General features: G+C 47.8%; 26 protein-coding genes and 1 riboswitch. Of the genes, 16 read left to right on the top strand and 10 right to left on the bottom strand.

The features are described 5' to 3' along the window. Positions 1–89 precede the first annotated feature (89 nt). Positions 90–722, top strand: coding sequence for a YjaG family protein (locus SD53_RS08830; protein WP_046519866.1), 633 nt, complete (start codon positions 90–92; stop codon positions 720–722). A gap of 107 nt (positions 723–829) precedes the next feature. Beyond that, a riboswitch (cyclic di-GMP riboswitch) is annotated at positions 830–913 on the top strand. Between the two features lie 171 nt (positions 914–1,084). After that, complete coding sequence (locus SD53_RS08825) at positions 1,085–1,453, top strand: DUF3718 domain-containing protein (RefSeq protein WP_046519865.1); 369 nt, start codon at positions 1,085–1,087, stop codon at positions 1,451–1,453. A 108-nt stretch (positions 1,454–1,561) separates the two neighbouring features. On the opposite strand, the gene rsmD is transcribed toward SD53_RS08825, so the two are convergent. Beyond that, positions 1,562–2,158 (bottom strand): 16S rRNA (guanine(966)-N(2))-methyltransferase RsmD, encoded by a 597-nt coding sequence (rsmD, locus tag SD53_RS08820; protein ID WP_046519864.1) that lies wholly within the window; start codon positions 2,156–2,158, stop codon positions 1,562–1,564. 84 nt (positions 2,159–2,242) lie between these two features. On the opposite strand from rsmD, the gene ftsY reads away from it, so the two are divergent. The 3 genes from ftsY to ftsX are packed head-to-tail and all read left to right on the top strand — an operon-like array spanning position 2,243 to position 5,066. Then, complete coding sequence (ftsY, locus tag SD53_RS08815) at positions 2,243–3,403, top strand: signal recognition particle-docking protein FtsY (protein WP_082101832.1); 1,161 nt, start codon at positions 2,243–2,245, stop codon at positions 3,401–3,403. Between the two features lie 2 nt (positions 3,404–3,405). Continuing rightward, complete coding sequence (gene ftsE / locus SD53_RS08810; RefSeq protein WP_046519863.1) at positions 3,406–4,089, top strand: cell division ATP-binding protein FtsE; 684 nt, start codon at positions 3,406–3,408, stop codon at positions 4,087–4,089. Next, on the top strand, positions 4,086–5,066 hold the full coding sequence (gene ftsX / locus SD53_RS08805; RefSeq protein ID WP_046519862.1) for a permease-like cell division protein FtsX: 981 nt from the start codon (positions 4,086–4,088) through the stop codon (positions 5,064–5,066). Before ftsE ends, ftsX begins: the two co-directional genes overlap by 4 nt. A 17-nt stretch (positions 5,067–5,083) precedes the next feature. Here ftsX and SD53_RS08800 read toward each other — a convergent pair whose 3' ends face one another. Next, positions 5,084–6,304 (bottom strand): EAL and HDOD domain-containing protein, encoded by a 1,221-nt coding sequence (locus SD53_RS08800; RefSeq protein WP_046519861.1) that lies wholly within the window; start codon positions 6,302–6,304, stop codon positions 5,084–5,086. A 214-nt stretch (positions 6,305–6,518) separates the two neighbouring features. Here SD53_RS08800 and rpoH point away from each other — a divergent pair, with 214 nt between their 5' ends. Beyond that, positions 6,519–7,373 carry an RNA polymerase sigma factor RpoH gene (gene rpoH, locus SD53_RS08795; protein WP_046519860.1) on the top strand — a complete coding sequence of 285 codons (855 nt, stop codon included), beginning with the start codon at positions 6,519–6,521 and terminating at the stop codon, positions 7,371–7,373. Between the two features lie 70 nt (positions 7,374–7,443). On the opposite strand, the gene SD53_RS08790 is transcribed toward rpoH, so the two are convergent. From SD53_RS08790 to gpmM, 3 genes are read right to left on the bottom strand one after another with little or no spacing between them, the layout of a single operon-like run. Next, positions 7,444–8,481 carry a divergent polysaccharide deacetylase family protein gene (locus SD53_RS08790; protein ID WP_068226359.1) on the bottom strand — a complete coding sequence of 346 codons (1,038 nt, stop codon included), beginning with the start codon at positions 8,479–8,481 and terminating at the stop codon, positions 7,444–7,446. A 3-nt stretch (positions 8,482–8,484) separates the two neighbouring features. Beyond that, positions 8,485–9,648, bottom strand: coding sequence for a murein hydrolase activator EnvC family protein (locus SD53_RS08785; protein ID WP_241481778.1), 1,164 nt, complete (start codon positions 9,646–9,648; stop codon positions 8,485–8,487). Continuing rightward, entirely contained in the window at positions 9,648–11,189 is a 1,542-nt protein-coding gene (gene gpmM, locus SD53_RS08780; RefSeq protein WP_046519859.1) for a 2,3-bisphosphoglycerate-independent phosphoglycerate mutase, read from the bottom strand. The genes SD53_RS08785 and gpmM overlap by 1 nt, the downstream gene beginning before the upstream one ends. 177 nt (positions 11,190–11,366) lie before the next feature. Here gpmM and SD53_RS08775 point away from each other — a divergent pair, with 177 nt between their 5' ends. The 4 genes from SD53_RS08775 to gpsA are packed head-to-tail and all read left to right on the top strand — an operon-like array spanning position 11,367 to position 13,590. Beyond that, a complete protein-coding gene (locus SD53_RS08775) occupies positions 11,367–11,795 on the top strand; it encodes a rhodanese-like domain-containing protein (protein WP_046519898.1) in 429 nt (142 codons plus the stop codon). A gap of 12 nt (positions 11,796–11,807) precedes the next feature. Next, positions 11,808–12,068: a glutaredoxin 3 gene (grxC, locus tag SD53_RS08770; protein WP_046519858.1), complete on the top strand. Its 261-nt coding sequence runs from the start codon at positions 11,808–11,810 to the stop codon at positions 12,066–12,068. A gap of 48 nt (positions 12,069–12,116) precedes the next feature. After that, entirely contained in the window at positions 12,117–12,590 is a 474-nt protein-coding gene (secB, locus tag SD53_RS08765) for a protein-export chaperone SecB (protein WP_046519857.1), read from the top strand. Position 12,591: 1 nt separating this feature from the next. Further along, complete coding sequence (gpsA, locus tag SD53_RS08760) at positions 12,592–13,590, top strand: NAD(P)H-dependent glycerol-3-phosphate dehydrogenase (protein ID WP_046519856.1); 999 nt, start codon at positions 12,592–12,594, stop codon at positions 13,588–13,590. Between the two features lie 249 nt (positions 13,591–13,839). Here gpsA and SD53_RS18010 read toward each other — a convergent pair whose 3' ends face one another. Then, positions 13,840–17,724, bottom strand: a complete 3,885-nt coding sequence (locus SD53_RS18010; RefSeq protein ID WP_052749317.1) for an EAL domain-containing protein — start codon at positions 17,722–17,724, stop codon at positions 13,840–13,842. 155 nt (positions 17,725–17,879) lie between these two features. Continuing rightward, the gene (gene trmL / locus SD53_RS08750; RefSeq protein ID WP_046519896.1) at positions 17,880–18,347 is read right to left on the bottom strand and encodes a tRNA (uridine(34)/cytosine(34)/5-carboxymethylaminomethyluridine(34)-2'-O)-methyltransferase TrmL; all 468 of its coding nucleotides are present in this window, start codon (positions 18,345–18,347) and stop codon (positions 17,880–17,882) included. Positions 18,348–18,431: 84 nt separating this feature from the next. On the opposite strand from trmL, the gene SD53_RS08745 reads away from it, so the two are divergent. Further along, positions 18,432–19,364 carry a cation diffusion facilitator family transporter gene (locus tag SD53_RS08745; protein ID WP_046519895.1) on the top strand — a complete coding sequence of 311 codons (933 nt, stop codon included), beginning with the start codon at positions 18,432–18,434 and terminating at the stop codon, positions 19,362–19,364. On the opposite strand, the gene SD53_RS08740 is transcribed toward SD53_RS08745, so the two are convergent. From SD53_RS08740 to SD53_RS08730, 3 genes are read right to left on the bottom strand one after another with little or no spacing between them, the layout of a single operon-like run. Beyond that, the gene (locus tag SD53_RS08740) at positions 19,320–20,324 is read right to left on the bottom strand and encodes an alpha/beta fold hydrolase (protein WP_046519855.1); all 1,005 of its coding nucleotides are present in this window, start codon (positions 20,322–20,324) and stop codon (positions 19,320–19,322) included. The two genes, SD53_RS08745 and SD53_RS08740, sit on opposite strands and share 45 nt — an antisense overlap. 10 nt (positions 20,325–20,334) lie before the next feature. Next, complete coding sequence (locus SD53_RS08735) at positions 20,335–21,696, bottom strand: ATP-binding protein (protein ID WP_046519854.1); 1,362 nt, start codon at positions 21,694–21,696, stop codon at positions 20,335–20,337. Further along, positions 21,696–22,391, bottom strand: a complete 696-nt coding sequence (locus SD53_RS08730; RefSeq protein ID WP_046519853.1) for a response regulator transcription factor — start codon at positions 22,389–22,391, stop codon at positions 21,696–21,698. The genes SD53_RS08735 and SD53_RS08730 overlap by 1 nt, the downstream gene beginning before the upstream one ends. Positions 22,392–22,549: 158 nt before the next feature. Between SD53_RS08730 and SD53_RS08725 the strand changes: the two genes are divergently transcribed. The 5 genes from SD53_RS08725 to SD53_RS18810 form a co-directional block, all read left to right on the top strand. Next, entirely contained in the window at positions 22,550–23,005 is a 456-nt protein-coding gene (locus tag SD53_RS08725) for a Spy/CpxP family protein refolding chaperone (protein WP_052749315.1), read from the top strand. A gap of 96 nt (positions 23,006–23,101) precedes the next feature. After that, positions 23,102–23,743, top strand: a complete 642-nt coding sequence (locus tag SD53_RS18815; RefSeq protein ID WP_046519852.1) for an RHS repeat-associated core domain-containing protein — start codon at positions 23,102–23,104, stop codon at positions 23,741–23,743. After that, entirely contained in the window at positions 23,730–23,954 is a 225-nt protein-coding gene (locus tag SD53_RS08715) for a hypothetical protein (protein ID WP_046519851.1), read from the top strand. Before SD53_RS18815 ends, SD53_RS08715 begins: the two co-directional genes overlap by 14 nt. Positions 23,955–24,211: 257 nt before the next feature. Beyond that, complete coding sequence (locus tag SD53_RS08710; protein ID WP_046519850.1) at positions 24,212–25,081, top strand: REP-associated tyrosine transposase; 870 nt, start codon at positions 24,212–24,214, stop codon at positions 25,079–25,081. Between the two features lie 142 nt (positions 25,082–25,223). Then, on the top strand, positions 25,224–25,467 hold a 244-nt coding region (locus SD53_RS18810; protein WP_046519849.1), incomplete at its 3' end, for a hypothetical protein.

Below are 25,467 nucleotides of genomic sequence, written 5' to 3'. Positions count from 1 at the left end.
GTAGACTGAATAAAAATAACAGTATTTGCGGTCTGCTTGTGCTTGTGTATGATGCGCAGCCACAGCCGCCCTGCCAGAATGGATAGAAGATGAAACAAAAAGCAAATAACTTCCAGAAGATGCGTGAACTGGGATTTTATCAGCAAGCTGCTATAGCAGCGACTTTGTTAGAGCGTATGCTGCCGAATTATCAACTGTTTAGCGAAGTCACAGGTTTTGGTGATGCGAAGTTATGCCGCGATATTCTCAATCTGGTGTGGGAGTGGTTGTTTGTCAAAAAGGTGAAGATTAACTTTGAGCGTTTATGCAATGAGCTAGAGCTGGCTACGCCGGATCAAAGTCAGTTTGACATGTTTGGCGTGTATCCGGCTATTGATACTGCGACAGCTCTGGATTCTATGCTCAACGGCATTTTGTCGCAAGACGCCAGTGAGTTTATTAATGTCGCCAAAATATCTCAGGCTTCAGTGGCACGTTTAATTGAGTATCAGGCGGAAGATATTGAGATCACCACTGAGGCTGAACTGAAGAAGTGGGTGCGCGATCATGAATTGATGGAGTATGAGATGGACTGTCTGTCAGAACTGATCGAGTTAGTCACTCCGTTAACCGACGGTTTTCAGCGTGAACAAGTGCACATGCTAAAGGCTTGGGTTCGTGAGCAAGGTTTGAGCAATCTGGGGATGGAGCTTGTTCCTGAAACTCAAAAAACAGACGGCTAAAAGTCTTGCTGTCTGAACCAATAGTCCTTTTAGAGTCAATACTTTAACTTTATCAGCGCGCCAGCAAATTATGCTTGCATAATGCCAACTCACTGCTTAAAATGCGCGCGCTCGAAAGGCAAGTCTCCTGAAAGGGAGTACACGCAAAGCTTCAGATCTAAGGGGAAACCTATGATAGCTGGGCTGCCGTAATCTGACGATTACGTAGGACGCATCTACGCCAGTACGCTGGTATCAAAGCTCCTCCTTTCGTGTTCGCTGATAAATAACAAGCCACAGCTTGTTATTGAAGTTTCAGCCTGTGTTTTACAGACCAATCAGCCTGATCTGCGGATCAATGTTAGCCAACACCGGAGCTTGTTATGAAATTTAAATTTGTTGCTTTAATCGCCATTGCTGCTGTTCAGTTCGTTGCACCAATTGCTTCTGCAAACGATCAGATGGTGCAATCTATTTGCGCATACGTGGCTGATAACAACAAAAACGACCTGCGCAAAGCTTTGTCTGACAACCGCATGCGTTTAAAAAACGTTTACGATGGCATTACCTGTGATGGTTTACCTTTAGTCCGTCATGCGATCAAACACAACGCAGCGGACACCGCTGAGTTTATCATCAAGCAGTTACCAGGCAGCCAGGTTGCTAAATCAGGTGATCTGGAGTGGGCAACCAGCAATGGTTTTGCCGCTTCTCCAATACTGGAAGCTATTAAAGCCCGTAGCGCAAGCTAATCGAATTTTTGCTTAAAAAGGCGCCTGATGGCGCCTTTTTTATGTCCATGGAGGGACGGTATGTCGAAAATGCAGGAGCATATTTTCGACTGTTTTACCTGTTCGGGTTTAAGGTTGTTGCCAGAGCCTGTAAGCCAATTGGCCTGCCACTTTTTCTTTCAGTAACAGCCAGTCAGCAGGCAACTGATCCAGAGCCAGTTCTTTTTCTGTTTCCAGATAAATCAGCGCCCCTGGTTTGAGCCAGCCATATTCTGCTAAAGCGTTACAGCAAGGCAGCGCCATATTTTGCCGGAAAGGCGGATCAATAAACACCAGATCAAACTGACGCTGTGCTGGTTTTTGTAGCCACAATAAGCTGTCTGTCTGCAAAACTTCAGCCTGCTCAGTGCCAAGACTTTTCAGGTGTTGCTTCAGCAAAGTGGCGGCTTTGGCTTCTTTTTCCAGCAATAAGACAAAATCGGCATAACGTGACAAAGCTTCTAACCCCAGACTGCCGCTACCAGCAAAACAGTCCAGTACTGTGCTGCCAGCGACATCCTGCATCAGCCAGTTAAATAAAGTTTCTTTGACTCTGTCTGAGGTGGGTCTTAAACCTGCAGCATCCAGCACAGGTAAACGCCGGCCTTTCCATTTGCCACTGATCAGCCTGACAAAACCTGGCCCCTGATGTGCTGGCGCTGTACTGCGGCCCTTTGCTGTTTTCATTGAGTATTTTTGTCCTGCATCTTAAAGATGATACTATAGGGCTCAATTTTACCTTAGTTTTCGGATCTTCTGGCAGCGACCTTTATGACAAAGCAAAATAAACTCTTCTCCTGGCTTGGTTTTGGTAAAAAAACAGAGGCTGAAACTGCTGATACGCAGGCAGAACAGCAGATCCCGCAGACAGAACAGTCGTCTGAAGCGCAGACAATCGAGCCTGCACAAACAGCGCAGACAAAGACTGCTGTCGATTTACAGCCTGAGGTTAGCAGTGCAACGGCTATGGTCGAGCCTGTTGTCGATTTACAGCCACAACCTGCAGAACGTCCTGGTTTTTTCGCCCGCTTAAAACAAGGTTTAACCAAAACCAGTCAGAATTTAGGTAACGGTTTAGCCAGTCTGTTTTTGGGTAAAAAAATTGACGAGGATTTATACGAAGAATTAGAAACTCAGTTATTAATGGCCGACGTTGGGGTAGACACCAGTCAGAAATTGATTAAGCAACTGGTGCAGCATGCGCATCGTAAAGAGTTAAAAGATGCCGATGCTCTTTATGACAAATTGCAGCAAGAAATGGCTGTACTGCTGGATGAGGTGGAGCAACCTCTGCAGCTCAAAGGTGCGGATGGTCCTTTTGTGATTCTGATGGTCGGAGTCAATGGCGTAGGTAAAACCACCACTATCGGCAAAATGGCGCAGCAGTTTAAACAACAGGGCAAGTCGGTGATGTTGGCTGCAGGTGATACCTTCAGAGCTGCGGCTGTCGAGCAGTTGCAAGTGTGGGGTGAACGTAATGCTATTCCAGTGATCGCGCAGCACAGTGGTGCCGACAGTGCGTCTGTGATTTTTGATGCCTATCAGGCGGCTAAAGCCCGTGGCGTGGATGTATTGATTGCGGATACTGCGGGTCGCCTGCAAAACAAAGCGCATTTAATGGAAGAGTTGAAGAAAATAGTCCGGGTGCTGAAAAAAATCGATGGCAGTGCCCCCCATGAAGTGATGCTGACACTGGATGCTGGTACAGGTCAGAATGCATTAAGCCAAGCGCGCCTGTTTAAAGAAGCGGTGGATATTACTGGTATTAGCTTAACCAAGCTGGATGGTACAGCCAAAGGCGGGGTGATCTTCGCCATCGCTGACCAGTTTAAATTACCTATCCGCTACATTGGGGTGGGTGAGGGGATCGACGATTTACGGGTTTTTGACAGTAAAGATTTTATTAAGGCATTGTTTGCCAGGGATCTCTGATTATGTTGCGTTTTGAGCAGGTCACAAAAAGTTACAGCGGTGGTTTTGTTGCGCTCGACCGGGTCAGTTTTCACCTGGAAAAAGGTGAAATGGCTTTTTTAACAGGCCACTCCGGTGCCGGTAAAAGTACCTTGTTAAAGCTGATCAGCCTGATAGAGCGCCCGACTACGGGCAAAGTCTTTATCAATGGTGTGGATTTAAGTCGTGTCAGTAAAGGCCAGGTGCCTTATGTACGGCGGGATATCGGTATGATTTTCCAGAATCACAAGCTATTGATGAACCACAGTGTCTTTGATAACGTCGCTTTGCCTCTGGTGATTGAAGGCTTCAGCGGCAAAGACATGACCAAAAGAGTGCACGCCGCTTTAGATAAAGTCGGGCTTTTGGATAAAGTACGTTGTCTGCCTCATATGTTATCTGGCGGTGAGCAACAACGGGTCGGTATAGCCCGTGCCGTGGTCAATCGCCCACCTTTACTGCTGGCCGATGAGCCCACTGGTAATCTGGACCCGGATTTATCCAAAGACATTATGAATGTGTTCGAAGCCTTTAATCAGGTGGGGGTTTCTGTACTGATTGCCAGTCATGATTTAAGCCTGCTTGCGCGGATGCGCTACCGCACTTTGACCCTTAAAAATGGCCGTATGATCAACGATGGCTTAACTTCCTACGGAGCCGACGAATGAGTATCTTGTTTCAGGGCCGGGCCACAGGAGCTACTGCGGTAAAACAAAGTCTGTGGCACAGGTTTGTGATGTTTTGGGTGCACCATCTGCGTCAGGCCTTGACCAGTTTGGGCGAAATCTGGTTGACCCCGGCGTCGTCTTTACTCACAGTCGCTGTGATTGGGGTCAGTTTAACTTTGCCTGTGACTTTGCATTTAATGGTGAAAAACCTGCAACAGGTCAGCAGCAGTGTCGATCAGGCGGCGCAGATCAGTTTGTTTTTAAAAGCCGATACCAACGAAACGCAGATTGCTGAGCTGATAGCTCTGCTGCAGGCGAACCCTGAAGTGGCAGATGTGCAGTTTATTGATAAAAGTCAGGCCTTGGCCGAGTTTACTGCTGAATCTGGTTTTGGCGATGCGTTAAGTTATATCGAAGATAATCCGTTACCTCATGTGATGCTGGTGACGCCAAAAAATACCTCCAGTGTGGCCGCCTCCGCTTTGTTAAGCACGCTGCAGCAAGAGCGTTATGTTGAGCTGGCAAAACTGGATATCGGCTGGCTGGAACGTTTGGATGCTATTGTCAGCCTGGTACGTCAGGTGGCTATTGCCGTGGCTTTGCTGTTGATGGTGGCAGTGCTGCTGGTGGTGGGGAATACTATCCGGTTAATGGTTCTGAATAAGAAAGACGAAATTGAAGTGATGAAACTGGTGGGAGCCACCAACAGTTATATTCAACGGCCTTTTTTATACACTGGCATTTGGCTGGGTTTTTTTGGTGGCATTCTGACGTTTTTAATTGAAGAAGTACTGTTGTGGTGGTTAAAACAGGGCATTGCCAGCGTGACTCAGTTGTATGACAGCAGTATTGCCCTACAACCTCTGAGTCTGGCCGAGTTAGGCTATCTATTGCTGGTTGCTGTTGCTCTGGGGTTTGTTGGCTCCTTTCTGGCGGTGCATCGCACTATCAGCCAGATCGAAGCGACAGGTATTTAACCTTAGCCAACAGGGGGTTAATGTTGCTGCACTGTCAGCAAACGTTGCCCCCATTCCACCGCTTCAAAGTACACCAGGTTTAAGTCGACCGTATCAGGCACCATGCGGGACGATAGTTCAGTTTGTTGTTGCCACAACCCCTGTTCAAAAGTGCGCTCTACCGCCAGATAATCGGCCAGTATGCCTTTATTCTCCAGCAGTGCCGCTTTGATGGACGGCAGCAAAGGTAACTGTGCTAACAATTCTTGCAGAGGTTGTTCCAGCAACGCGTCCACCAAGGAAAATAAACCTGTTAAAAAGGCGGCCGGAGGGTTTTCGGTATCTCCGCGGATATTGGCCAGACGATCACAAAAGCGGGCCCGGATCAGTGACATGACCAGCAACTCATCGGACTGACCTTCTGCCAGATTCGCCAATGCCAGCAGGGAAATAAACTTCTTCAGCTCGGCTTCGCCCATATAAACCATCGCGTGTTTCAGCGAGCCGATACACTGCTTGCGGGCAAAATTAGCGCTGTTAATAAAACGCAGTAACTTATAGGACATGTCCAAATCACGTTCAACGATGGCAGCCAGACCGTCAAAATCCAGCCTGACTTTGCTGGATTCACTGATCAGTGCCAGCAAGTTCAGTTTGTTGCTTCCCAGTTGTTTGTGTTTCAGCATTTCAGGCCGGGCAAAAAAATAGCCCTGATATAAATCAAAGCCCAGTTGTTTCAGTTGCTCGTACTCATCGGCAGTTTCTACTTTTTCCGCCAGTAAAGTGACAGGGTATTTGGCGATGCGGCGCAGATATTTGCTGATTTGCAGCATATTAAACATCCGCACATCTACTTTAATAATACTGACATAAGGTAAAAACACATCCCACTTGGCGTCAAAGTCATGGTCGTCCAACGCCAGCCGATAGCCCATTTTGTGTAACTCTTTACAGGCTGTCAGCAGTTCATCACTGATAGGTACAGTTTCAAGAATTTCGATCACCATACTCTTTGGGTCGATAGAAGTGGGGAAGTGATGGATCAAGGTGTCGGCTGAAAAATTGATAAAAGCTTGTTTGCCTCCGGTGATTTTCTCCACCCCCAATAACAAATGGTGCTGAGTGATCAGCTTTGAGGTGGCTTCATCGGCATCCACATTGGGAAAACAGTTATCCACGCCATCCCGAAACAGCAGTTCATAGCCTGTTACGGCTTTCTGGCGGTCAAAAATAGGCTGGCGAGCAACATAGCAGTACATAAATGAGGCCTTAGCTGATTTTTATTTTTTTCATTAATCTATGGTCTGGAGTTCTAAATTTATCATATAAGAAATAACTCACTATATATATGAATTGATATTATTAAAAAGCAGGGCTTATACAATTAGGATCTTAAAAGCACTAAATTTCTTTTAGCACTCTCAGAGAAAGAGTGCTAATATTTGGCCCAATCAAGCGATAAGGGGAATTTACATGACTCAGGCTTCTCAAATGATGCATCTGACAGTGGCTGGAAGTGGCAGCCTTGAAGCTTACACTCATGCGGTAAGTACTATCCCTATGCTCACTGCCGAAGAAGAACGTTCTTTAGCTGAAAAATTACAACAAGACGGTGACCTGGAAGCCGCCCGGGTGCTGATTATGTCTCACCTGCGGTTTGTGGTGCATATTGCCCGCAGTTATTCAGGTTATGGTTTACCAATCAGTGATCTGATCCAGGAAGGCAATATTGGCCTGATGAAGGCGGTAAAACGCTTTGACCCCTCTGTCGGCGTGCGTTTAGTCTCTTTTGCTGTGCACTGGATCAAAGCAGAAATTCATGAGTTTGTACTGAAAAACTGGCGTATCGTCAAAGTAGCCACCACCAAAGCACAACGTAAGTTGTTCTTTAATCTGCGTAAAGCGAAAAAACACTTAGGTTGGTTCAGTCAGGAAGAAGTACAAAATGTAGCAGACTCGTTGGGCGTTCCGGTACATGAGGTGCTGGAAATGGAGTCCCGGATGAGCAATCAGGATATGCCTTTTGATGCATCGGACGATGAAGACGAGAGCAACTACACTGCACCTGTGTTTTATCTGCAGGACAAGGGTTCTGATTTAGCCAACCGTATTGAAGAAGACCAATGGGACAATGCGTCAGTGGATCGTCTGCAAGCAGCAGTTCGCACACTGGATGAGCGTAGCCAGGATATTATCCGCGCCCGTTGGTTGGACGATCAGAAACTGACATTGCAAGAGTTAGCTGACCGTTATCAGGTGTCCGCTGAGCGGGTGCGTCAGCTAGAGAAAAATGCAATGAAGAAACTGCAGGCTGCAATGGCGGCTTAACCAGACTTGTTGTTGAAAAAAGCCCTGACTTGTCAGGGCTTTTTGCTTTTTATCTATCGAACTCAGAGCGTTAAAAGCTACCGCCTAACTGATAAAAAGGCAAAGACGTCACTGGTTTTTTAACGGGCTCTGGCAGGCTCCAGGGTTTTTGTATCAGCACCGGAGCAGGCGTGATCACGGCTAAGGTCAAAGGATTCAGCAGTTCCGGTATGTCCCATTGCTGACTATACATGGCGATGATGGCGGCTGGCTCTTCGATGGCAGGCACAAAAACCTGCTCTTTAAGCGGGGTTTGGGGTGGGTTAGATTCCCTGTCTGGTTGGCGTGCAATGGCTGCCTTTTCCTGCTCAGGTAAAGCGAAAGGAAGATCTGCAGTTTGGGCCGCGGTCATCACCGGATAGTTGGCTGGCAGTAATGCTGATAACTTCACCACGTCAATGCCCTGTGTCGCCAGACTGGCCAGATGTTGTTTCAGATAAGCATAAGTTTCTGGATAAGGGTGGCCAATAGCTATCGCATACTGATGTTGTTTTGCCAGCTTGATCATCAGCTTAAATTGCCGGTCTAAGGCTTGATACGACCGATCATTATCCAGAAACACCTGACGGGTCAGTAAGGGCATCTGATGCTTTTGAGCGTAGACCGCCGCCTGGCTACGGGCTGTGGTTTTGCTATCAAGGAAAAACAGCCGACGTTTGGCGATATAGCCTAAAGTCCAGTCCATCACGTCAGTTTGTTCTGTGAAATAACTGCCCATATGATTATTAACACCTATGGCGTAAGGCACATCAGCAAAAGCGGCTTGCAGTTTATGCTCGATTTGGCTGCGGCTCATGCTGACTTTTAACGCATTTTTACTTAAATCAGCGCGGCGGGCTGACTCCATCGGCATATGCAAAATCACATCCCGACGCTTTTGGTAAGCTGCTTTGGCTACAGCATGGCTATGAGGAGTGTGGGGGATCACCGCAAAGGTCAGTTCATAAGGCAACTCCAGCAACTTGTAGTCAAGCTGGTGATAACCTATGTCATCGATCACAATAGCAACTTTGGCGGCAACAGCGGACCAACTGCAAAGCGCAAAAGCTAAACCCAGTACATACTTCATTCACTAAGATCCTGCGCGTTTCTGTAACCAGGTGATAGGGTTTATCGCGGTGCCCTTTTGCCGGATCTCAAAATACAAGCCAGCCTGGGTTTGTCCACCACTGGCTCCGACTAAAGCGACAGCTTCACTGGCGTTGACGGCTTCACCAGGTTTTTTTAATAAGGTTTGGTTGTGGCCGTACAGGCTCATTACACCATTGCCGTGGTCCAGCACTATGACCCAGCCATAGCCTTTCAGCCAATCAGCATAAATCACCTGACCGTCCGCGACGGCTTTCACTTTCGAACCTTCCGCTGCTGCTATTAAGATGCCGCGCGAGCTGACTCCTGCCAGACGTTTTTCACCATAACCCTGCAAAATATCGCCTTGTACAGGCCAGGGTAATTTACCTTTGGTTTTCGGCAGATTAATACGTTTTTTGGCCGCCAGAGCTGCAGCTTTTAACTTGCCTAACGTCGTTTGCAGGCTTTGTTCGTTTTTTTTCAGATAGTCCAGTTGCTGTTCCTGATCAGTTAAAAAACTCTTGAGCTTTTTCACCGAAGCCAGTTGACTGGTTTTGGCTTCCATCAATTCCTGCTGCTGCTCTTTCAATTGAGCCTGCAATGTTTGTTGTTGTTCTGCTTTGCTCTGTAAATCCTGTGCTACTTGTTTTAATGCTTCGGCCGTTTGTTCTATGCTGCGGATCTGCTGCATACGCGCCTGATTCAGATACTGGTAATACGTCAGTACCCGCTCCAGTTTGTTGCTGTCCTGCTGGTTCAGTAACATCTTGGTGTAATCATGCTCGCCCGTGATAAAAGCGCCTTTAAGCTGCTGCGCCAGCAGGGATTTTTGCAACTCAAAACTTTGTTGCAGTTGCTGCTGTTCTAATTCCAGTTGCTGCTGTTGTTGCTGTACTTTGGTCAGTTCTTCATTGCTTTGCCGAATTTGCCGGGCCAGTTTAGCCAGTGACTGGTCGGCAGACTTCAATAAATCCTGAGCTTTACTAAAAGCCTTTTGCTGCTGTTGTAGTTCTTTTTCGGTTTGCTGAATTTGACCTTTGAGCTGCGACAGTTCCTGCTGCACCTCTTTCTGATCCTGAGCTGCAACTGAGGCTGCGCCTAAACAGAACAGCAGAGCTAAGCTCTGCTGCATCTTTGCTTTGTACTTCAAACGGCTTAACGGCATTAATGTGTCTTCATCAGAATTTTACCTGTCATTTCAGCAGGTATAGGCATTCCCATCAAGTGCAGCATAGTCGGCGCTATATCACTTAAAATACCACCCTCTGTGACTGTGGCAGGACGGCCAACATAAATCAGCGGCACAGGATCGCTGGTGTGGGCGGTGTGAGCCTGACCAGAATCCGGATCCATCATTTGCTCAGCATTACCATGGTCGGCGGTAATCAAACATTCGCCACCGACCTGCTGTAAGGCTTCCACCACCCGGCCAATACAGTGATCCACAGCTTCCACTGCTTTAATAGCGGCAGACAAAACACCAGTGTGACCCACCATATCGCCGTTTGGATAATTACAGATGATCACATCAAAGTCGCCGCTGTGAATGGCGTCCACCAGTTTGTTGGTCAGTTCGGTGGAGTTCATTTCCGGCTGCAAGTCGTAGGTGGCTACATTCGGTGATGGCACCAGTATACGTTGTTCACCGTCAAAGACCTCTTCACGGCCACCACTGAAAAAGAAGGTGACGTGAGCATATTTTTCGGTTTCGGAAATACGTAACTGGGTTTTGTTGTGTTTGGCCAACCATTCCCCTAAGACGTTGTTCAGACTTTCTGGCGGGTAAGCACAAGGTGCTTTTATATCCGCAGCATATTCAGTCAGCATCACAAAGCTGGCCAGCTCTGGCTGATACTCGCGGGCAAAGCCGGTAAAGTCGCTATCAATAAAAGCCCGGCTGAACTGGCGGGCACGGTCGGCTCGGAAGTTCATAAAAATCAGGCTATCGCCCTGCTGCATTTGAATGACATCACCAGCGGCATTTTTAATGGCGGTGGCTTTGACAAATTCATCATTTTCATCCCGGCTGTAGGCCGCTTTTAATGCATCCACTGCGCTAGTTGCAGTAAATTCAGCTTTGCCTTGAGTCAATAAATCGTAAGCAGCTTGCACACGGTCCCAGCGTTTATCGCGGTCCATTGCATAATAACGGCCAATGACTGAAGCCACCTGGCCGACACCTATGGCCTTAAAGTGATCTTCAACCCGTTGCAATGAAGCTTCAGCACTGCGGGGAGGGGTATCGCGGCCATCCAAAAAGGCGTGCAAATAAATTGCTGTCGCACCTTGTTGTTTGGCTAAATCAATCATCGCGATAATATGATCTTCGTGACTGTGCACACCGCCTGGCGATAACAAGCCCATTAAGTGCACAGCTTTGCCATGGCGTACAGCAGCTTGTGTCGCTTCAACCAACACAGGGTTGGTAAAAAAATCACCGTCAGCAATGGCTTTGGTAATGCGGGTAAAGTCCTGATACACCACACGGCCAGAGCCTAAATTGACATGGCCTACTTCAGAGTTGCCCATCTGACCTTCCGGCAAACCGACATCCAGACCAGAGCCCGAAATCAGCGTATGAGGATACTCTGCCCATAACTTATCCATCACCGGTGTATTGGCTTGCAAAATGGCGTTGGATTCACGTTCTTCTCTGTATCCCCATCCGTCCAATATCAGTAAGACTAACGGCTTTTTCGGCGGCATAAGTTCGGCTCCGTATCTTGTTGCTTGATCATCGTTTTGATGCGCTATCTTACCTTGTTTTTGCTGTGAAAACAGTGACGAAATAGTACGGATAGGGCTTCAATGCTGCATTCTTTTCTCAAACTAGGTATACTCGGCCGCAAAGTTTTGCTCCTGAAATAAAACAGAATGGTGTTTATGCAGCAATATATTGATTTTCTAAGTAATCATCCTTACCTGACTGCCGCTTGGGTGGCCTTGTTTTTAGCTTTAGTTGTCAGTTGGGTGAAGTCACTAACCTCGTCAGTCAAACAAATTACCCCCACTCAGCTCACGTTACTGGTGAACAGAGAAGATGCGACTGTCATCGATATTCGGGCTGAGGCAGACTTTAAGAAAGGTCATATCACAGGTGCCCGTCACCTGAGTGCGGAACAAATTAACACTCAGGCTACAACCGGGCTTGAAAACAAAAAAGACGCACCCATCATAGTAGTCTGTCAGGCGGGTATGTCTGCACAGGGCGTCGCTGCTAAGCTGAACAAACAGGGCTTTGCCAAAGTGTTTGTTCTGCAGGGTGGCATGAATACCTGGACAGGTGCAAACCTGCCGGTGGTTAAAAAGTAAGTCGGAGCAAAGATGGCACAAGTCACTATTTACACTAAAGCCTATTGTCCTTATTGTGTTCGCGCTAAGGCGTTATTAGGCCAGAAAGGTGTGCAGTTTGACGAGATTAAAATCGACGAACAGCCAGAACTGCGTCCAGCCATGATTGAACGTGCCAATGGCCGTACCACAGTGCCGCAAATTTTTATCGGCGATACTCATGTTGGCGGTTGTGACGATCTTTTTGCACTGGAGAACGCCGGTACTTTGAATTCGCTGCTCGCCGCCCAATAGCGGTGGGCTCTCAGCTCTTACTCATTATTATTACAACTAGGATTTATCATGGCCGAACAACAAGCCGCAGAACAATTTGCCATCCAGCGTATTTACGTCAAAGACATTTCTTATGAGTCACCGAACGCACCGGCAATATTCCGTAAAGAGTGGCAGCCCGCTATTCAGTTAGACTTAGACACCCGTAGTGACAAGTTAGACGACACTACTTTTGAAGTGGTGTTGTCTTTGACTGTGACTGCTCGCATTGAAGAAGAAGTGGCGTTTTTATGTGAAGTGCAACAGGCTGGTATTTTCAGCGTACCTGCGCTGGAAGACGCGCAAATGGCACATATGTTAGCCTCATTCTGTCCTAACATTCTGTTCCCTTATGCCCGTGAAGCGGTGTCTAACCTGGTAAACCGTGGTACTTTCCCACAACTGAATCTGGCACCTGTGAATTTTGATGCCTTATTTGCTCAATACGTGCAAAAACGTCAGGCTGAAGCTCAGGCCCAGCAAGGCGTAGAACTACAGTCTTAACATGAAAGCTGCAATTGCTGTGTTAGGGGCGGGCTCGTATGGGACCGCCCTTGCCATTTCACTGGCCCGTAATGGTAATCCAACTCTGTTGTGGGGACGCAACGCGGACGACGTGCGCGTGATGACCGAACAACGGGTCAATCAGCGCTATTTACCGGATATCCGGTTGCCTGATTCCTTAGCTGTGACCGACGATCTGGCCTATGCAGTAAGCTCTTGCCGCGATATTTTATTGTCTGTGCCAAGCCATGCCTTTGCTGATACTTTAAAGCAGATCAAGCCTTATTTGCAGCCTGCAGCTCGTGTGGCCTGGGCCACTAAAGGTTTGGAACCGGAAACCGGTCGCTTGTTGCAGGATGTGGCGAAAGAGATCCTCGGCGAAGACGTGTCTTTAGCTGTGTTGTCTGGCCCCACTTTTGCCAAGGAATTAGCAAAAGGCTTGCCTACTGCGATCTCTTTGTCTTCGACTGATCCTGAATTTATCGCCACTTTATCCGATTTATTGCATTGCACTAAAACCTTTAGGGTGTATACCAATCCTGATTTTATCGGGGTGCAACTCGGTGGTGCTGTGAAAAACGTCATTGCGATAGGCGCAGGGATGGCGGATGGTATTGGTTTTGGTGCCAATGCCCGTACCGCTTTAATTACCCGTGGTTTAACGGAAATGTGCCGTTTAGGCTGTGCTTTGGGTGCAAAAAAAGAAACCTTTATGGGCATGGCGGGGTTAGGCGATCTGGTATTAACCTGCACTGATAATCAGTCCCGTAACAGACGTTTTGGTTTGTTGTTAGGTGAAGGCAAAGGCGTAGACGAAGCCATGACGACCATAGGTCAGGTGGTGGAAGGCTATCGCAATGCCAAAGAAGTCTTTAACCTGGCGCAACGTGTTGGTGTCGAAATGCCTATCACTGAACAAATTTATCAGGTGTTGTATCAGGGCAAAGATGCGCGGTTGGCGGCGATGGATCTGTTAGGCCGCGAAAAACGCGACGAATAGTTTTCCCGTCGTATTTGGCGCTGCAGCTTTGTTGCCTGCACTCTCTCGCCCCAGTCGCATAGTGATCTATGCTCCTGGGGTCTCGTTCCTTTGTCGCCGCGCTGCAACACCAACTACTTAGGGTATTAGCCGTCGTATTTGATACCGCAGCTTTGTTGCCTGCCCCGCTTTTAAGGTAAGAGTCTCGCCCCAGTCGCATAGACAGCTATGCTCCTGAGGTCTCGTTCCTTTGTCGCCTGACCTCTGAGATTAGTTCTCTGTCTTTGGTTCTTTATCCAGTAGCGCAGCGATTTGTTCCGGTTGCACAGGTGGGCTAAACAGATACCCCTGCACCACTTGACAGCCCATCACGTGCAGTAAATAAGCCTGCATTTCAGTTTCGACGCCTTCAGCTACTACGGCAATCTTCAGATAGCCTGCTAAGCGGATAATAGTGGAGGTGATATTACGGTCTTGTTCGGAGGTATCCATATCCTTGATAAAAGCCCGGTCTATTTTCAGGGTGTCGATAGGGAAACGTTTCAGATAACCCAAAGACGAGTAGCCGGTACCAAAATCATCCAATGCCAGGGTAAAGCCCATAGCCTTAAGCTGATGCATCACTTCGAGGCAGTGATCGGCATCACGCATCATCGCCGTTTCAGTGATTTCCAGCTCAAGTAAAGCGGCATCCAGTTGATAATGTTCAAGTTCTTGTCGTAGGAAGTCGAGTAAATCAGGTTGCTGCAATTGCTGCACAGACAAATTCACTGCAACCCGGCCCCGCATCCGGCCTTGGTGCTGCCATTGCTGGATTTGCGCACAGACCTGACTAAACACCAGCCGGTCCAGTTGAATAATAACGCCGTTTTCTTCCGCAATAGGGATAAACATCAGCGGAGACACTATGCCCCTAACCGGGTTGTGCCAGCGACATAAGGCCTCATAACCTACTATGGTATTGCTACCCACATTGTACTTGGGCTGATACACCACTTTAAATTCACCCTGACTGATACCGCGCCACAAATCACTTTCTAAAGCCAGATACTCCGGGGTCCGTTGCAGCATCTTGTCATTAAAGAACTGGGCATTGTTACGACCCATTTGTTTGGCGTGGTGCAAGGCTGTATCGGCGCTGCGCATTAGAATATCAGAGGAGCGGCCATCGTCCGGATAAACCGCAATACCAATACTGGCGGTCAGAGTAATTTCCAAATCGCCAAGTGCTATCGGCTGACGAATTTGCAGCAATAATTGCAGGCTCAGACGATTTAATAACAGATCAAATTGTTCCACACTAAAATGAGAGGGCACCAGAATGGCAAACTCATCGACCCCTAGTTTCGCCAGAATATAGCCAGCTGGGAGCTGTTTCTGTAGCCGTTCAGCCACCATCTTCAGCAATTGATTGCCACTGTCGTGGCCTAATGAGTCGTTAATTTTGGCAAAGCGGTCCAGGTCGACCAACAATACCGCAAAGTGAGGAAAACGGCTGCTGCAACTGTAAAAGGCTCTGTCCAGATGTTCCAGAAATAAAGCCCTGTTGGGCAATTGGGTCAGAGGGTCTCTGGTGCTGAGTTTACGCAGCTCACGTTCGTTTAATTTACGGTTGGTGACATCGGAGAAGATAGCCAGATAGAGTTTAGGTTCCTGCATCTCTTTGCCAGATAGCAGGGTAATAGCTAAAGACAAGGCAAAACTGTCGCCATTGGCTTTTTTACTCCAGACTTCGCCACGCCAGAAATTGAATTGCTGTAACTGCTGCACTATGGTTTTCAGCAGTTCTGTCTGATGTCCCTGAGCTGTGTAAAGTTGCAGGGTTTGACCTTGCATTTGCTTCGCGTCAAAGCCTGTGATGTGGCAAAAAGCCTGATTCACTTTTTCAATCCGCAATTGTTCGTCGCCCAGCCAAACTGCATCCTGGGTGTTGTCGAACAGAGAGCTGATCATCAACTGCTGCTCAAGTTGCTGATGCAAACGTTGTTGATGCACACGATAACGCCATAGCAAGAACGCCAGCATAGCAACAGACAGAAACAAAATCAGCCAGAGCCAGCTCTGTTGGATCCACCAGTAGCGGTTGAATTGCAGTTGATAGTCTCCTGCCTGCTGCCAATTCAGGCCGTCGCGGCTTGCTTCAATAGTTAACTGGTAGCTGCCGCTGTCCCCTAACTGCAGGCTGAAATGACGTTGAGGGTAGGTCAGTACCTGTGCTGGTGCTTTATCCAGACTGTAACGGAAATAATTCCATTGTTGCCCCGCAGCCGGATAATGGCTCAGGCGAAACTGCAGTTCAGGTCCCCAACTGTCGATGTATAGCTGGTGCTCCTTTCGTGTCAGGTGCTGTCCGTTTTCTGCAATAAGTTCAAGACGTAAAGGATTCGTCACTGCGGAGCGTTTGTGTTGCTGCACCGGAAGTCGGTAATGATGCATGGAACTGTTGAGTAGTAGTTGCTGCTGTACCACCTGAGGCTGGAAGGGCTGCAGATATTCGCCTTGATTCAGTTGCCACTGCAACAGAGCGTTCGTATCCAGATCCAGCAAGCTAAGCTGCTGTCTGGACCAAAGCCAGAGCTGTTGTTCCCGCTTGAGCATAGACTGCTGTTGCCAGGGGACTTGCCACTGCTTTTGTAAAGCTAGTTTGAGCTTATTGTTGTCGTAGTGCACCTGATAAAAATACAACTGATCCGGGCTCAGTAGCCAGAGTCCTGTAGCTTCCGGCTGCAGATCGATAATTTGACGCGCATCTGCGCAAGGTGGGGTATGACAGTGGCTGAATTGGTAGCTGCGCAATTGCTGTTCTGCCAGCTCGTATGAATAGAGCCCCGCTGCGCCTGATAACCAAAGCTGTCCGGAATGGTAACGTACCAGCGTCCAACTGATTTGGTTGTTCAGTAAGGTGGCACCGCTGTTGTGGTCCCACTGCCATAGTCCCTGTTCGGTCAGATACCAAAACTGCTCTTCAGCTAACGCCAGATCAAGTACCGGCTGCGGCTCTTGCGCTAGCCAGCTTGCAGTTGAGGCGTCATAACGCCAGATTTTGTCACTGGCCCAGACAAAATAATGCTGCTGTAATTGCCAGAGTTTTTTCACCTGGTCTGGTGCAAAAGGAAACGTCAGACTCAAACTCTGACCAGATGCAGCAGACTGCAGAGTAAGTCGCTGCTGCTCCAGGTGCCAGAGTTGGTTTTTATTGTCCCAGAATTGAGTGGGCTCGGCGCTTTGCATCGCTACAGCCGAAGACTGAGCCAGGGCTAAGGTACCGCTGGCATCGGCTAACCAGATATTCTGGTGACGGTCGGCAAACAATTCAGTCCAGGCTTGTGCCAGTGGCTGGATCTGCCAGGATTGGGTATCGGGTTGATATAAATACAAGCGTTGATCAGACAGTAACCAAACCTGACCCAGCGGGTCTACTTCCAGGCTGCTGGCGTAAAAATCCGCAGGTGGAGCGATTTCCAGCAGCTCTTGGCCTTTGAGCTGATAGAGTTGTTTATTCTGTGCCAATAGCCAGAGTTGTTGATCAGGCCCTACTGCCAAATCTGTGTGTGGTGGCAGCGCCAACGGGTACTGCTGCCATCTTTGGTTACTCAGGTCGTATCGGGATAATCTGGAGTCTTTTGACCAGAGCCATAATGAATGGCCATCACTGACGCCCTGCACCCAGGCCGCGGCTGTGCTACTGCTGCGCCATAACAAACGGGCTTCCGGCGATTGAACGGGCCACTGCCAAATTTCCTGCTCAGTTAAAATCAAGGGGGCGAAACTGTTGGATAAAAACAAAGCTTTGATCGGTTGCTTGCTTTGCCAAATTTGACGGAACTGCCCAGTGTTTTGCTCAAACAGCCAGAGTTGATCCAGGCTGGCCAGCCATAACTGTTGTTGATTCAGTGTCAGTAACTGAACTAAAGCCTGAGTCTGCAGTTGCTCAGGCAAATTAAAAGACTGATGTTCATGACCATCAAAGCGATGCAACTGAGTGCTGGTACTCCACCACAATAATCCCGAGGAGTCCTGGGTAAACAGCTCTATGGCTAAATGCTGCGACTGACGGGAGTGCACCATAGGCTGTACTTGCAAATAAGCCTGAACAGCACCACTGCAGCAGACAAGCCAAAACGCCAGACAAAACTTAAGGCAACGCAGCAGCATCTGAATTTATTCCCCAGACCATCTTTATTAAAATTAGTGAGATACCCAAGTGACCTCGAGAAAAAACGCCGCCTAGTTCGGCCTGGTGCAGTGACTTGGGTCCATATCACTCCACCAATCAACACTATAGCTCTATGCTTTCCTGCTTGGCAAACTCAGGGCCTGGCTCCGGCGTAGCCTAATTGGCGCCAACATTCATAGACAAAGACTGAAACTGCATTGGACAGATTCATCGAACGACTGTCGGGGGTCATCGGAATACGCAGCCAGTGCTCCTTAGGAAAAGTCGCCAGCAGATCGGCAGGTAAACCGCGGCTTTCAGGGCCAAAAACCAGCGCATCACCCAATTGATAAACCGCATCGCTATGGTGCTTGCTGCCTTTGGTGGTACAGGCGAAAATCCGGGCAGGTTGGACATCGGCTAAAAAGGCAGCAAAGTTTGCATGGCGTTTCACATCGACAAACTCGTGGTAATCCAGACCAGCCCTTTTAATACGTTTATCATCCCAGGCAAACCCCAAAGGCTCAATTAAATGCAGGCGAAAGCCAGTGTTGGCACAAAGACGAATAATATTGCCGGTATTAGGCGGGATTTCAGGTTCGTATAACACTATGTCTAGCATGATCATATCCAAGTTTTTAAGCGCGCTGAGTGTAACAAAATTGGCGTACAATGCCTATGGATGCTGATGACGAAACAGGCGACTATGAACACTTTGAACACAGAGACGACAGAGAATACCGATTATCAACTGTGGGTGAAACGCTCAGGCTATCTGACGCTGACTATTGCTCTGACCATTTTGCTGCTGAAGTTCAGTGCTGTGCTGGCCACTAATTCCAGTTCTGTGCTGGCGTCTTTTACGGACGCCTCTATGGATTTACTGGTTTCGGTACTGAATTTTGCTGTATTACGTTATGCACTGCGCCCTGCAGACGACAACCACGGTTTCGGTCATGGCAAAGCGGAGGCTGTGATGGCCTTGTTGCAGTCGGCTTTTTTAACTGGCGCAGCAGTGTTATTGCTGACTCAGGCGTTTAGCCGTTTACATCAGACCGAAGCCGTCCAGCAATTGGAATTTGGGATGGGCATTACCTTGCTTTGTGCCCTGTTAACCCTGACTCTGGTGCTGGCTCAGCGTTGGATCATTAAACGCACCGGATCGTTAGCGGTCAAGGCTGATCTGCTGCATTATCGCAGTGATTTACTGATGAATCTGCTGGTTATCGCGGCGTTGTTTTTCGCCAGTCAGAACTTTGTTTGGGTCGATAACCTGGTGGCTATACTGATCTGTGGTTATTTACTTTACAGTGCGTACGAATTAGCAAGAGAGGCACTCCAGCATTTGCTGGACCAACAATTACCCCAGGAGCAGTTGTTACGGATAGAGCAGGCTTTGCTGACTCAGCCTCACGTGCTGGCGGTAGAACAACTCAAAACCCGCCAGGCTGGACCTGATGTATTTATTCAGCTTCGTCTGGTGTTGCAGGATGATTTATCTTTGTTGGCGGCTCATGCCATAGTGGATCAGGCCGAGCAGCAACTGATGGCGCTCTATACACAAGCCGAAGTTATTATTCATGCAGAACCTTATTCAGAGTCCGAGTTGAAGCACAAAACGATCCAAAGCGCTGAATAGCTGATGACGTAGCGGGTCGCTTTCAAAAATAATTTCATGCAAAGCGCCCGGTATTGCGATCAGTTCGCAGGGCAATGCCTGTTGTTGATGTTTTTTCAGATACAACTGCTGCATCTGGTTGTCGACCACAGGATCTTCTGTCGCCTGCAGCAGTAACTGAGGTAAAGACAAAGCCGGAGCCTTGTGTAATGCCTCAATAGCCTGCAAGGATTGGTATAACCAGCGGCAGGACACGCCACCTAACTGCAAGTGCGGCACATCTTGATACAACTGACGGAACAACTGATAACGCACAGGGCTGTGAGTCAGGTGGTTACCGGCAAAGGCTTTATCCTGATAAGGTTTTTGCCCCGGAAAGTAGCGGCTTTTTCCACCGGTCAGCTTGTTCAGCTTGTGCAGTAAACGCACCAGTGCCAGGGCTATCCACTTGGGGACAGGCTGGCTTTGAATGCCAAACATAGGGGAGCAATACACAGCTCCACTAAAACCGTGCTCAGTATGCTGCTGCAAGTAGCGACATAAAATGGCGCAGCCCATCGAGTGCGCCAAACCCAACAGCGGTGCTTGTTGCAAAGGCCTGATCTGCTGTTCCAGCCAAAGCGCGAAGTCCTTTACATAATGCTGAAAATCCGCCACATCACCTAAATGCCGATCGGCGTTGATCCTGTCCGACAAACCCTGACCTCTGTGATCAATCAGATGCACAGTAAAACCGGCCTGGTACAGATCAAAGCTAAATTCCTGATACTTCTGAGCCGCCTCAATACGGCCCGGAGACAGCACTATTTCAGCACGAGGCGAAGGATGGCGAAAACTGCTGTACCAGATCCGTGTCTGGTCAAAACTGGAAAAAAACTGGTGCTGGCCTTGTTGCCAGAAATTTTGTAATTCAGGCTGAGCTTGTGCTAGTTGCTGCTCGCTAAAACTGGCATTTAGTAGCTTAGGTGATGATGCAGACAATCCGATATCCTTAGTGGGGCAGGGGCAATACAATGCGTATTAATAAACCACCGCTGGTTGGCAATGATGCGCTGATACGGCCCTGATGTTGTCGTATGGCTGAGGCCGCTATCGCCAGACCAAGGCCCGTGCCATTTTGGTGTTCACGCACTGTTGATACCCGGTAAAAAGGCGCAAAAATGTGCGATAAACTCTGCTCCGGCACACCGGGGCCCTGATCCTGGATCAGCACTTCAAGCTGTTGTTCCTGCTGCTCAAGCCTGCATAAAATCAGACTTTGTTCCGGGCTGTATTTAATAGCGTTTCGCAGCACATTTTCAATAGCGCGGCCTAATAAACGCTGATCTGCATCCAGCCAGCATTGTGCCGGCGCATTGAGCTGCACCCGTTGTTGTTTAGCGTCGGCCTCCAGTTGATTTAATTCAATAATAGCGCCGAGCAGTTCTGTTAAGTCTAACGGCTGCTTTTCTAACGGGTACTGGCCTGCGTCCAATCGGCTGAAGGTTAATAACTCATCTAAGAGCTGGTCCAGTAGTTTTAGCTCCATTTCAATGCGTTGCAGTTGTGGGGTATCGCCCTGCCGTTGTTGCAACGCCAGTGCTAACTGGGAGCGGGTGAGCGGCGAGCGTAATTCATGTGAGACATCACGCAGCAAGCGCTGCTGATTATGGATCAGGTCCTCTATCCGGGCTGCCATGGTATTAAAACCCCGGCCTAAATCCCCTAATTCGTCTTTGCGTGCGGCCAGAGCTGTGACTCTGCTATCCAGCTCGCCCTGGGCAAATTTCAGATGACTAGCGCTCAGCTCACGCAAAGGACGGGTGATCGACAAGGCCAGAATTAAGCTGGCAATAGCTGACACTGCCACCAGTAAAGTCAATAACGAGCCCTCCGGCAGTGTATGCAGTTGCCACCAGGCTTGTTCAGGCCGCTGTTTTAACTGAAACAATGCAATGTTTTTGTCTGAAATGACCATCGGCAAGGGGCCCGCCACATAAGTATTTTTATGCACCAGTAAACGCGGACGATTCAGTTGTGACAGTTCGGTCAGCCAATTCGGATCAAAATTTGCTGGCAAAGCATCCGGATTGAGCAGTTGATTAGTGTCTACATCCACCATTAGCCAACGGCCTTTGTATTTGCGTTCTAAATCGCGCTGTAGGGTGTTCAGGTGAGCAAAAGGCTGAACATGTTCCTTCAGGTGTCTGAACTGTTCAGCCACAGGATGAGGTAAGCGCCTTATTTCCGTTTGCTCAGGCCAGCCTCTGGCGAATAAAATAGCGCCGGCTACCGCCACAGATAACACCAGCCAAAACCATAAGAAAATCCGGCCAGCCAGGTAATTGACCGGATTAAAGCCCGACCAGTTCATCACTGTTCACCCTCCAGCAAGACATAACCTAAACCTCTTAAGGTCTGAATTTTTTCACCTTCATCGTACTGAGCAATTTTTTTGCGGATATTGCTGATATGCATGTCCAGGCTGCGATCATAAAGCTGTAACCTTTTACCCAGTGCCAACTGGCTTAAGTCTTCTTTACTGACTACATCTCCGGCGTGACGTAGCAACAGTTCAAGAATTTGATATTCAGTGGCGGTCAGGATCAGGGGTTGTTCTCCAACCAAAACCTGGCGCTTAGCGCTGTCCAGTCGCAGTCCATTGACCTGCAGTGCGCTTAATTGAGGTTGTTGCTGGTGTTGTATCAGTTCCACCCGGCGCAGTATCGCCTTGATACGGGCGACCAGTTCTCTCGGGCTAAAAGGTTTAGCCAGATAGTCATCCGCTCCCAACTCCAACCCAACCACCTTGTCTATTTCATCTCCCCGTGCGGTCAGCATCAGCACAGGACAATAACTATGCTGGCGCAGTTGTTTTAACACCGTCAGACCGTCCATGCCCGGCAACATAATATCCAGCAGCACCAACTGAAAGGTATTGGATTTAGCCAGCTCCAGGCCTTCAGGTCCCTGATGCACAGCTTTGAACTGATAACCATCCAGTTGCAGATACTCTGCAACCAGTTGGGTCAGCGCTACATCGTCATCAATCATCAATATAGAAGTCATACCGGCTCCCGGGCTTTTTTTGCCAGTGTAAAAGACAGCGCTAAGCTGTTGCAGTCCTTTACACAACCTTTACGTTGGCTTTGCGCTGCTTTGCATTCGGTGTCGTAAGCTATCACTGTCGCAATGAGAGCCAAACAAGGCAAATGAGGAAAGACACGATGAAACATTCTACAGTGATCGCATTGGTATTCAGTAGTGTAATAGCAGCAGCCAGCGCCAGCAGTTATGCAGGCCCAGACCGTGCTCATGAAGGCCATGGCCCGGCCGCGGGTTTTCATATGAAAGCGCTCAAGGGACTGGATTTAACCGACGCGCAAAAAGATCAGATTAAAACTCTGATGGAACAACACCGTGCCACTATGCCAAAGCGGGATGAAGTAAAATCTGAAATGGATCAGTTAAAAGCTTTGGTGCAGGCGGATACCTTTGACGAAGCTGCTGTACGGGCTTTGTTGGAAGCAAAACAAAAAGACAAACTGGACCATGAAGTAGCCCGCGCGAAATTACAGTTTGAGATTAACAAAGTGCTGACGGTGGAACAAAAAGCTAAATTAGCGGAGCGTCAGCAAAAATGGCATGAAAAAGCCAAAGCAAGAGCTGAAGCGAAGTCTTAACTTGTGGCGATAAAAAAACGGCAGTCTGGTGAAACAGACTGCCGTTTTTTATTGATAAAGCCGTAGTTGCTGTTTAAAGATATAGGGTGAACTTATATGCAGCAGCGGTATTATGACCCAGTCATAGGTCGTTTTTACATTAATGATCCGGTGGATATGCTCGGGCATATGCAAAAAGGCAACCCAGCGATGGGCTTCAACCGCTATGCCTATGCTAATAATAACCCCTATAAGTACACAGATCCGGATGGTGAATTTATTCAAGTCCTGATTGGTGCTGCGGCAGGTGCAATAGGCGAAGTAGCATCTCAAGCAATCGAAGGTAAGGGATTCAATGGAGAAAAGATAGCAGCCAGTGCATTAATGGGAGGGATTACTGGTGGGGCGTCAGCTGTAGCATCTGCTGGTTTAGGCAAATTGGCTACTATTGCTGTAGATGCCGCTATGAACGCTGTAGGGAATGCAGGTGAATCTTTAGTTCATGATTCAATCGATGGTAAAGCAGGTGATTTGGGGAAAGCGTTGACATCTGCGGCAGCCTCTGTTCCGGGTCTTGGCAATTCAGGCACCATGCAAAAAATTGTTGGAGACTCAGTGCAGAGTAAATTAACAAGTCAGGGCGTGAATCAAACTGCTGCTCAAGGTTTTGGAGCAGTTGTCGGAGCCGTAACTGCTTCCGGAGTTAAAGCTGCTGAAAAGATGGTGACAGAAAAGGATCAGCTAAATGAAAAAAAATAATCAAGAATTCTACAAAACATGGCGGTTGGGTTTTAAGTACGTACTTATTGTCATGCTCGCTGTTACCGCATTCAGAACTCTTGTGTCTTTTATGACGGGGAATGGAGACTCAATTACTTTATCAAGCATTTTACTTGGGATTTTATTTTTGGTTGTTGGAACGGGTTTATTAACACTGTTTATCGCTTGGTATAGTACGAGAGGCAAGTAATTTGAGACTTTGGTGTCAGGTCTTGCCCTTTGCCCCTCGTTGTAATGTATTGATTGACTTTGGTGTCAGGTCTTGCCCTTTGCCCCTCGTTGTAATGTATTGATGGCATTGATTTTCAATGGCAGATGTTTCCAGTTCCCTGATTGTATGCTGTGAATGTTGTTAAGCATTCATCAAAACGTGAGGTGGCATAAAGCCTTGCCTGGACACATAAGGTTAGCTATGGTTAATTGACCTTATCTGTTTTGGGGTCAAGGATGAGCCGCCCACTGCGATTAGAGTTTGCCGGAGCTTTGTATCATGTGACGTCACGTGGTAACGAGCGAAAAGCTATTTATCTGAATCAAGCTGACTATCAGGCTTTTTTGGAGCTGTTGACGCAGGTTTGCGAGCGCTTCAACTGGGTAGTACATGCGTACTGCTTGATGACCAACCATTATCATCTTCTGCTTGAAACTCCAGATGCCAGTTTAAGTGACGGCATGCGCCAGCTCAATGGTGTTTATACCCAGACCTTTAACCGAGCACACAAAAGAGTAGGCCATCTGTTTCAAGGGCGCTTTAAAGCAATACTGGTACAAAAGGACAGTTATCTGCTGGAGGTCAGTCGTTATATTGTATTAAATCCGGTGCGTGCGGCCATGGTGGATAGTTGCGAAGACTGGCCTTGGAGTAGCTATGTTTTTACCTGCCATTATCAGAAACCGCCAGCTTGGTTGGCAGTAGATCAGTTATTGTCAGTCTTTGGTGGTGAACGTTCACAGGCCATTGGTAAGTATCAGGATTTTGTATTTCGGGGAGTGGGAAAAAGTTTATGGCCTGAGGTTAAGCAGCTGATTTATTTAGGTTCAGATAGTTTTGTTAGTGAAATGCAAAGCAAAATATCCAGCCCTGAATTGCTATCTGAAATTCCTGCGAAGCAAAAACGTTTACCCGCGAAGCCGTTAGATTGGTATGTGGAGCAAGCTTCAGGGGACAGAAACAGAGCCATTCGATTAGCTTACGCCAGCGGAGGATACCGTCAGACAGAGTTAAGTCATTATTTTGGCTTACATTATGGAACTATTAGCCGTATTATTTCAGGGAAAAGCCATAAAGTATCCATCGGGGCAAAGGGCAAGACCTGACACCAATATGTTGCTGACACCAATATGTTGCCAATATGTTGAAGGGGCAGTCAACTCAGGTGTAGAAAAGCTTGCTCCAGCAGTAAAGGAAACTATGAATAAAATTGATGAGAAACTTGATAAATGACGAGTATATAAAGCTATGGGTATTATTATTTGGAGTCTGTTAACCTTAATAGTGTTATTTTTATTATGCTGGTTATCAGTAATTTACTTTAAAATTCAAAGAAAATTGAAATCGGAGATTGGGGTTAAATATAGGTTTATTGAATATGCCATTTTCATCCCATTCATTATATTTTTAGTGCCTGCAGGAATGTTTTTGCCAGCTTGGCTGGCAGAAAAAATGAATATTGTTGAGAGAACGGAAAACAGTACAATTCTTT

The sequence above is a fragment of the Rheinheimera mesophila genome, from assembly GCF_000986865.1.
GTDB lineage: Bacteria > Pseudomonadota > Gammaproteobacteria > Enterobacterales > Alteromonadaceae > Pararheinheimera > Pararheinheimera mesophila.
The sequence above is the reverse complement of the archived record's forward strand: the minus strand, read 5'-3'. Positions and strand labels throughout refer to the sequence as shown.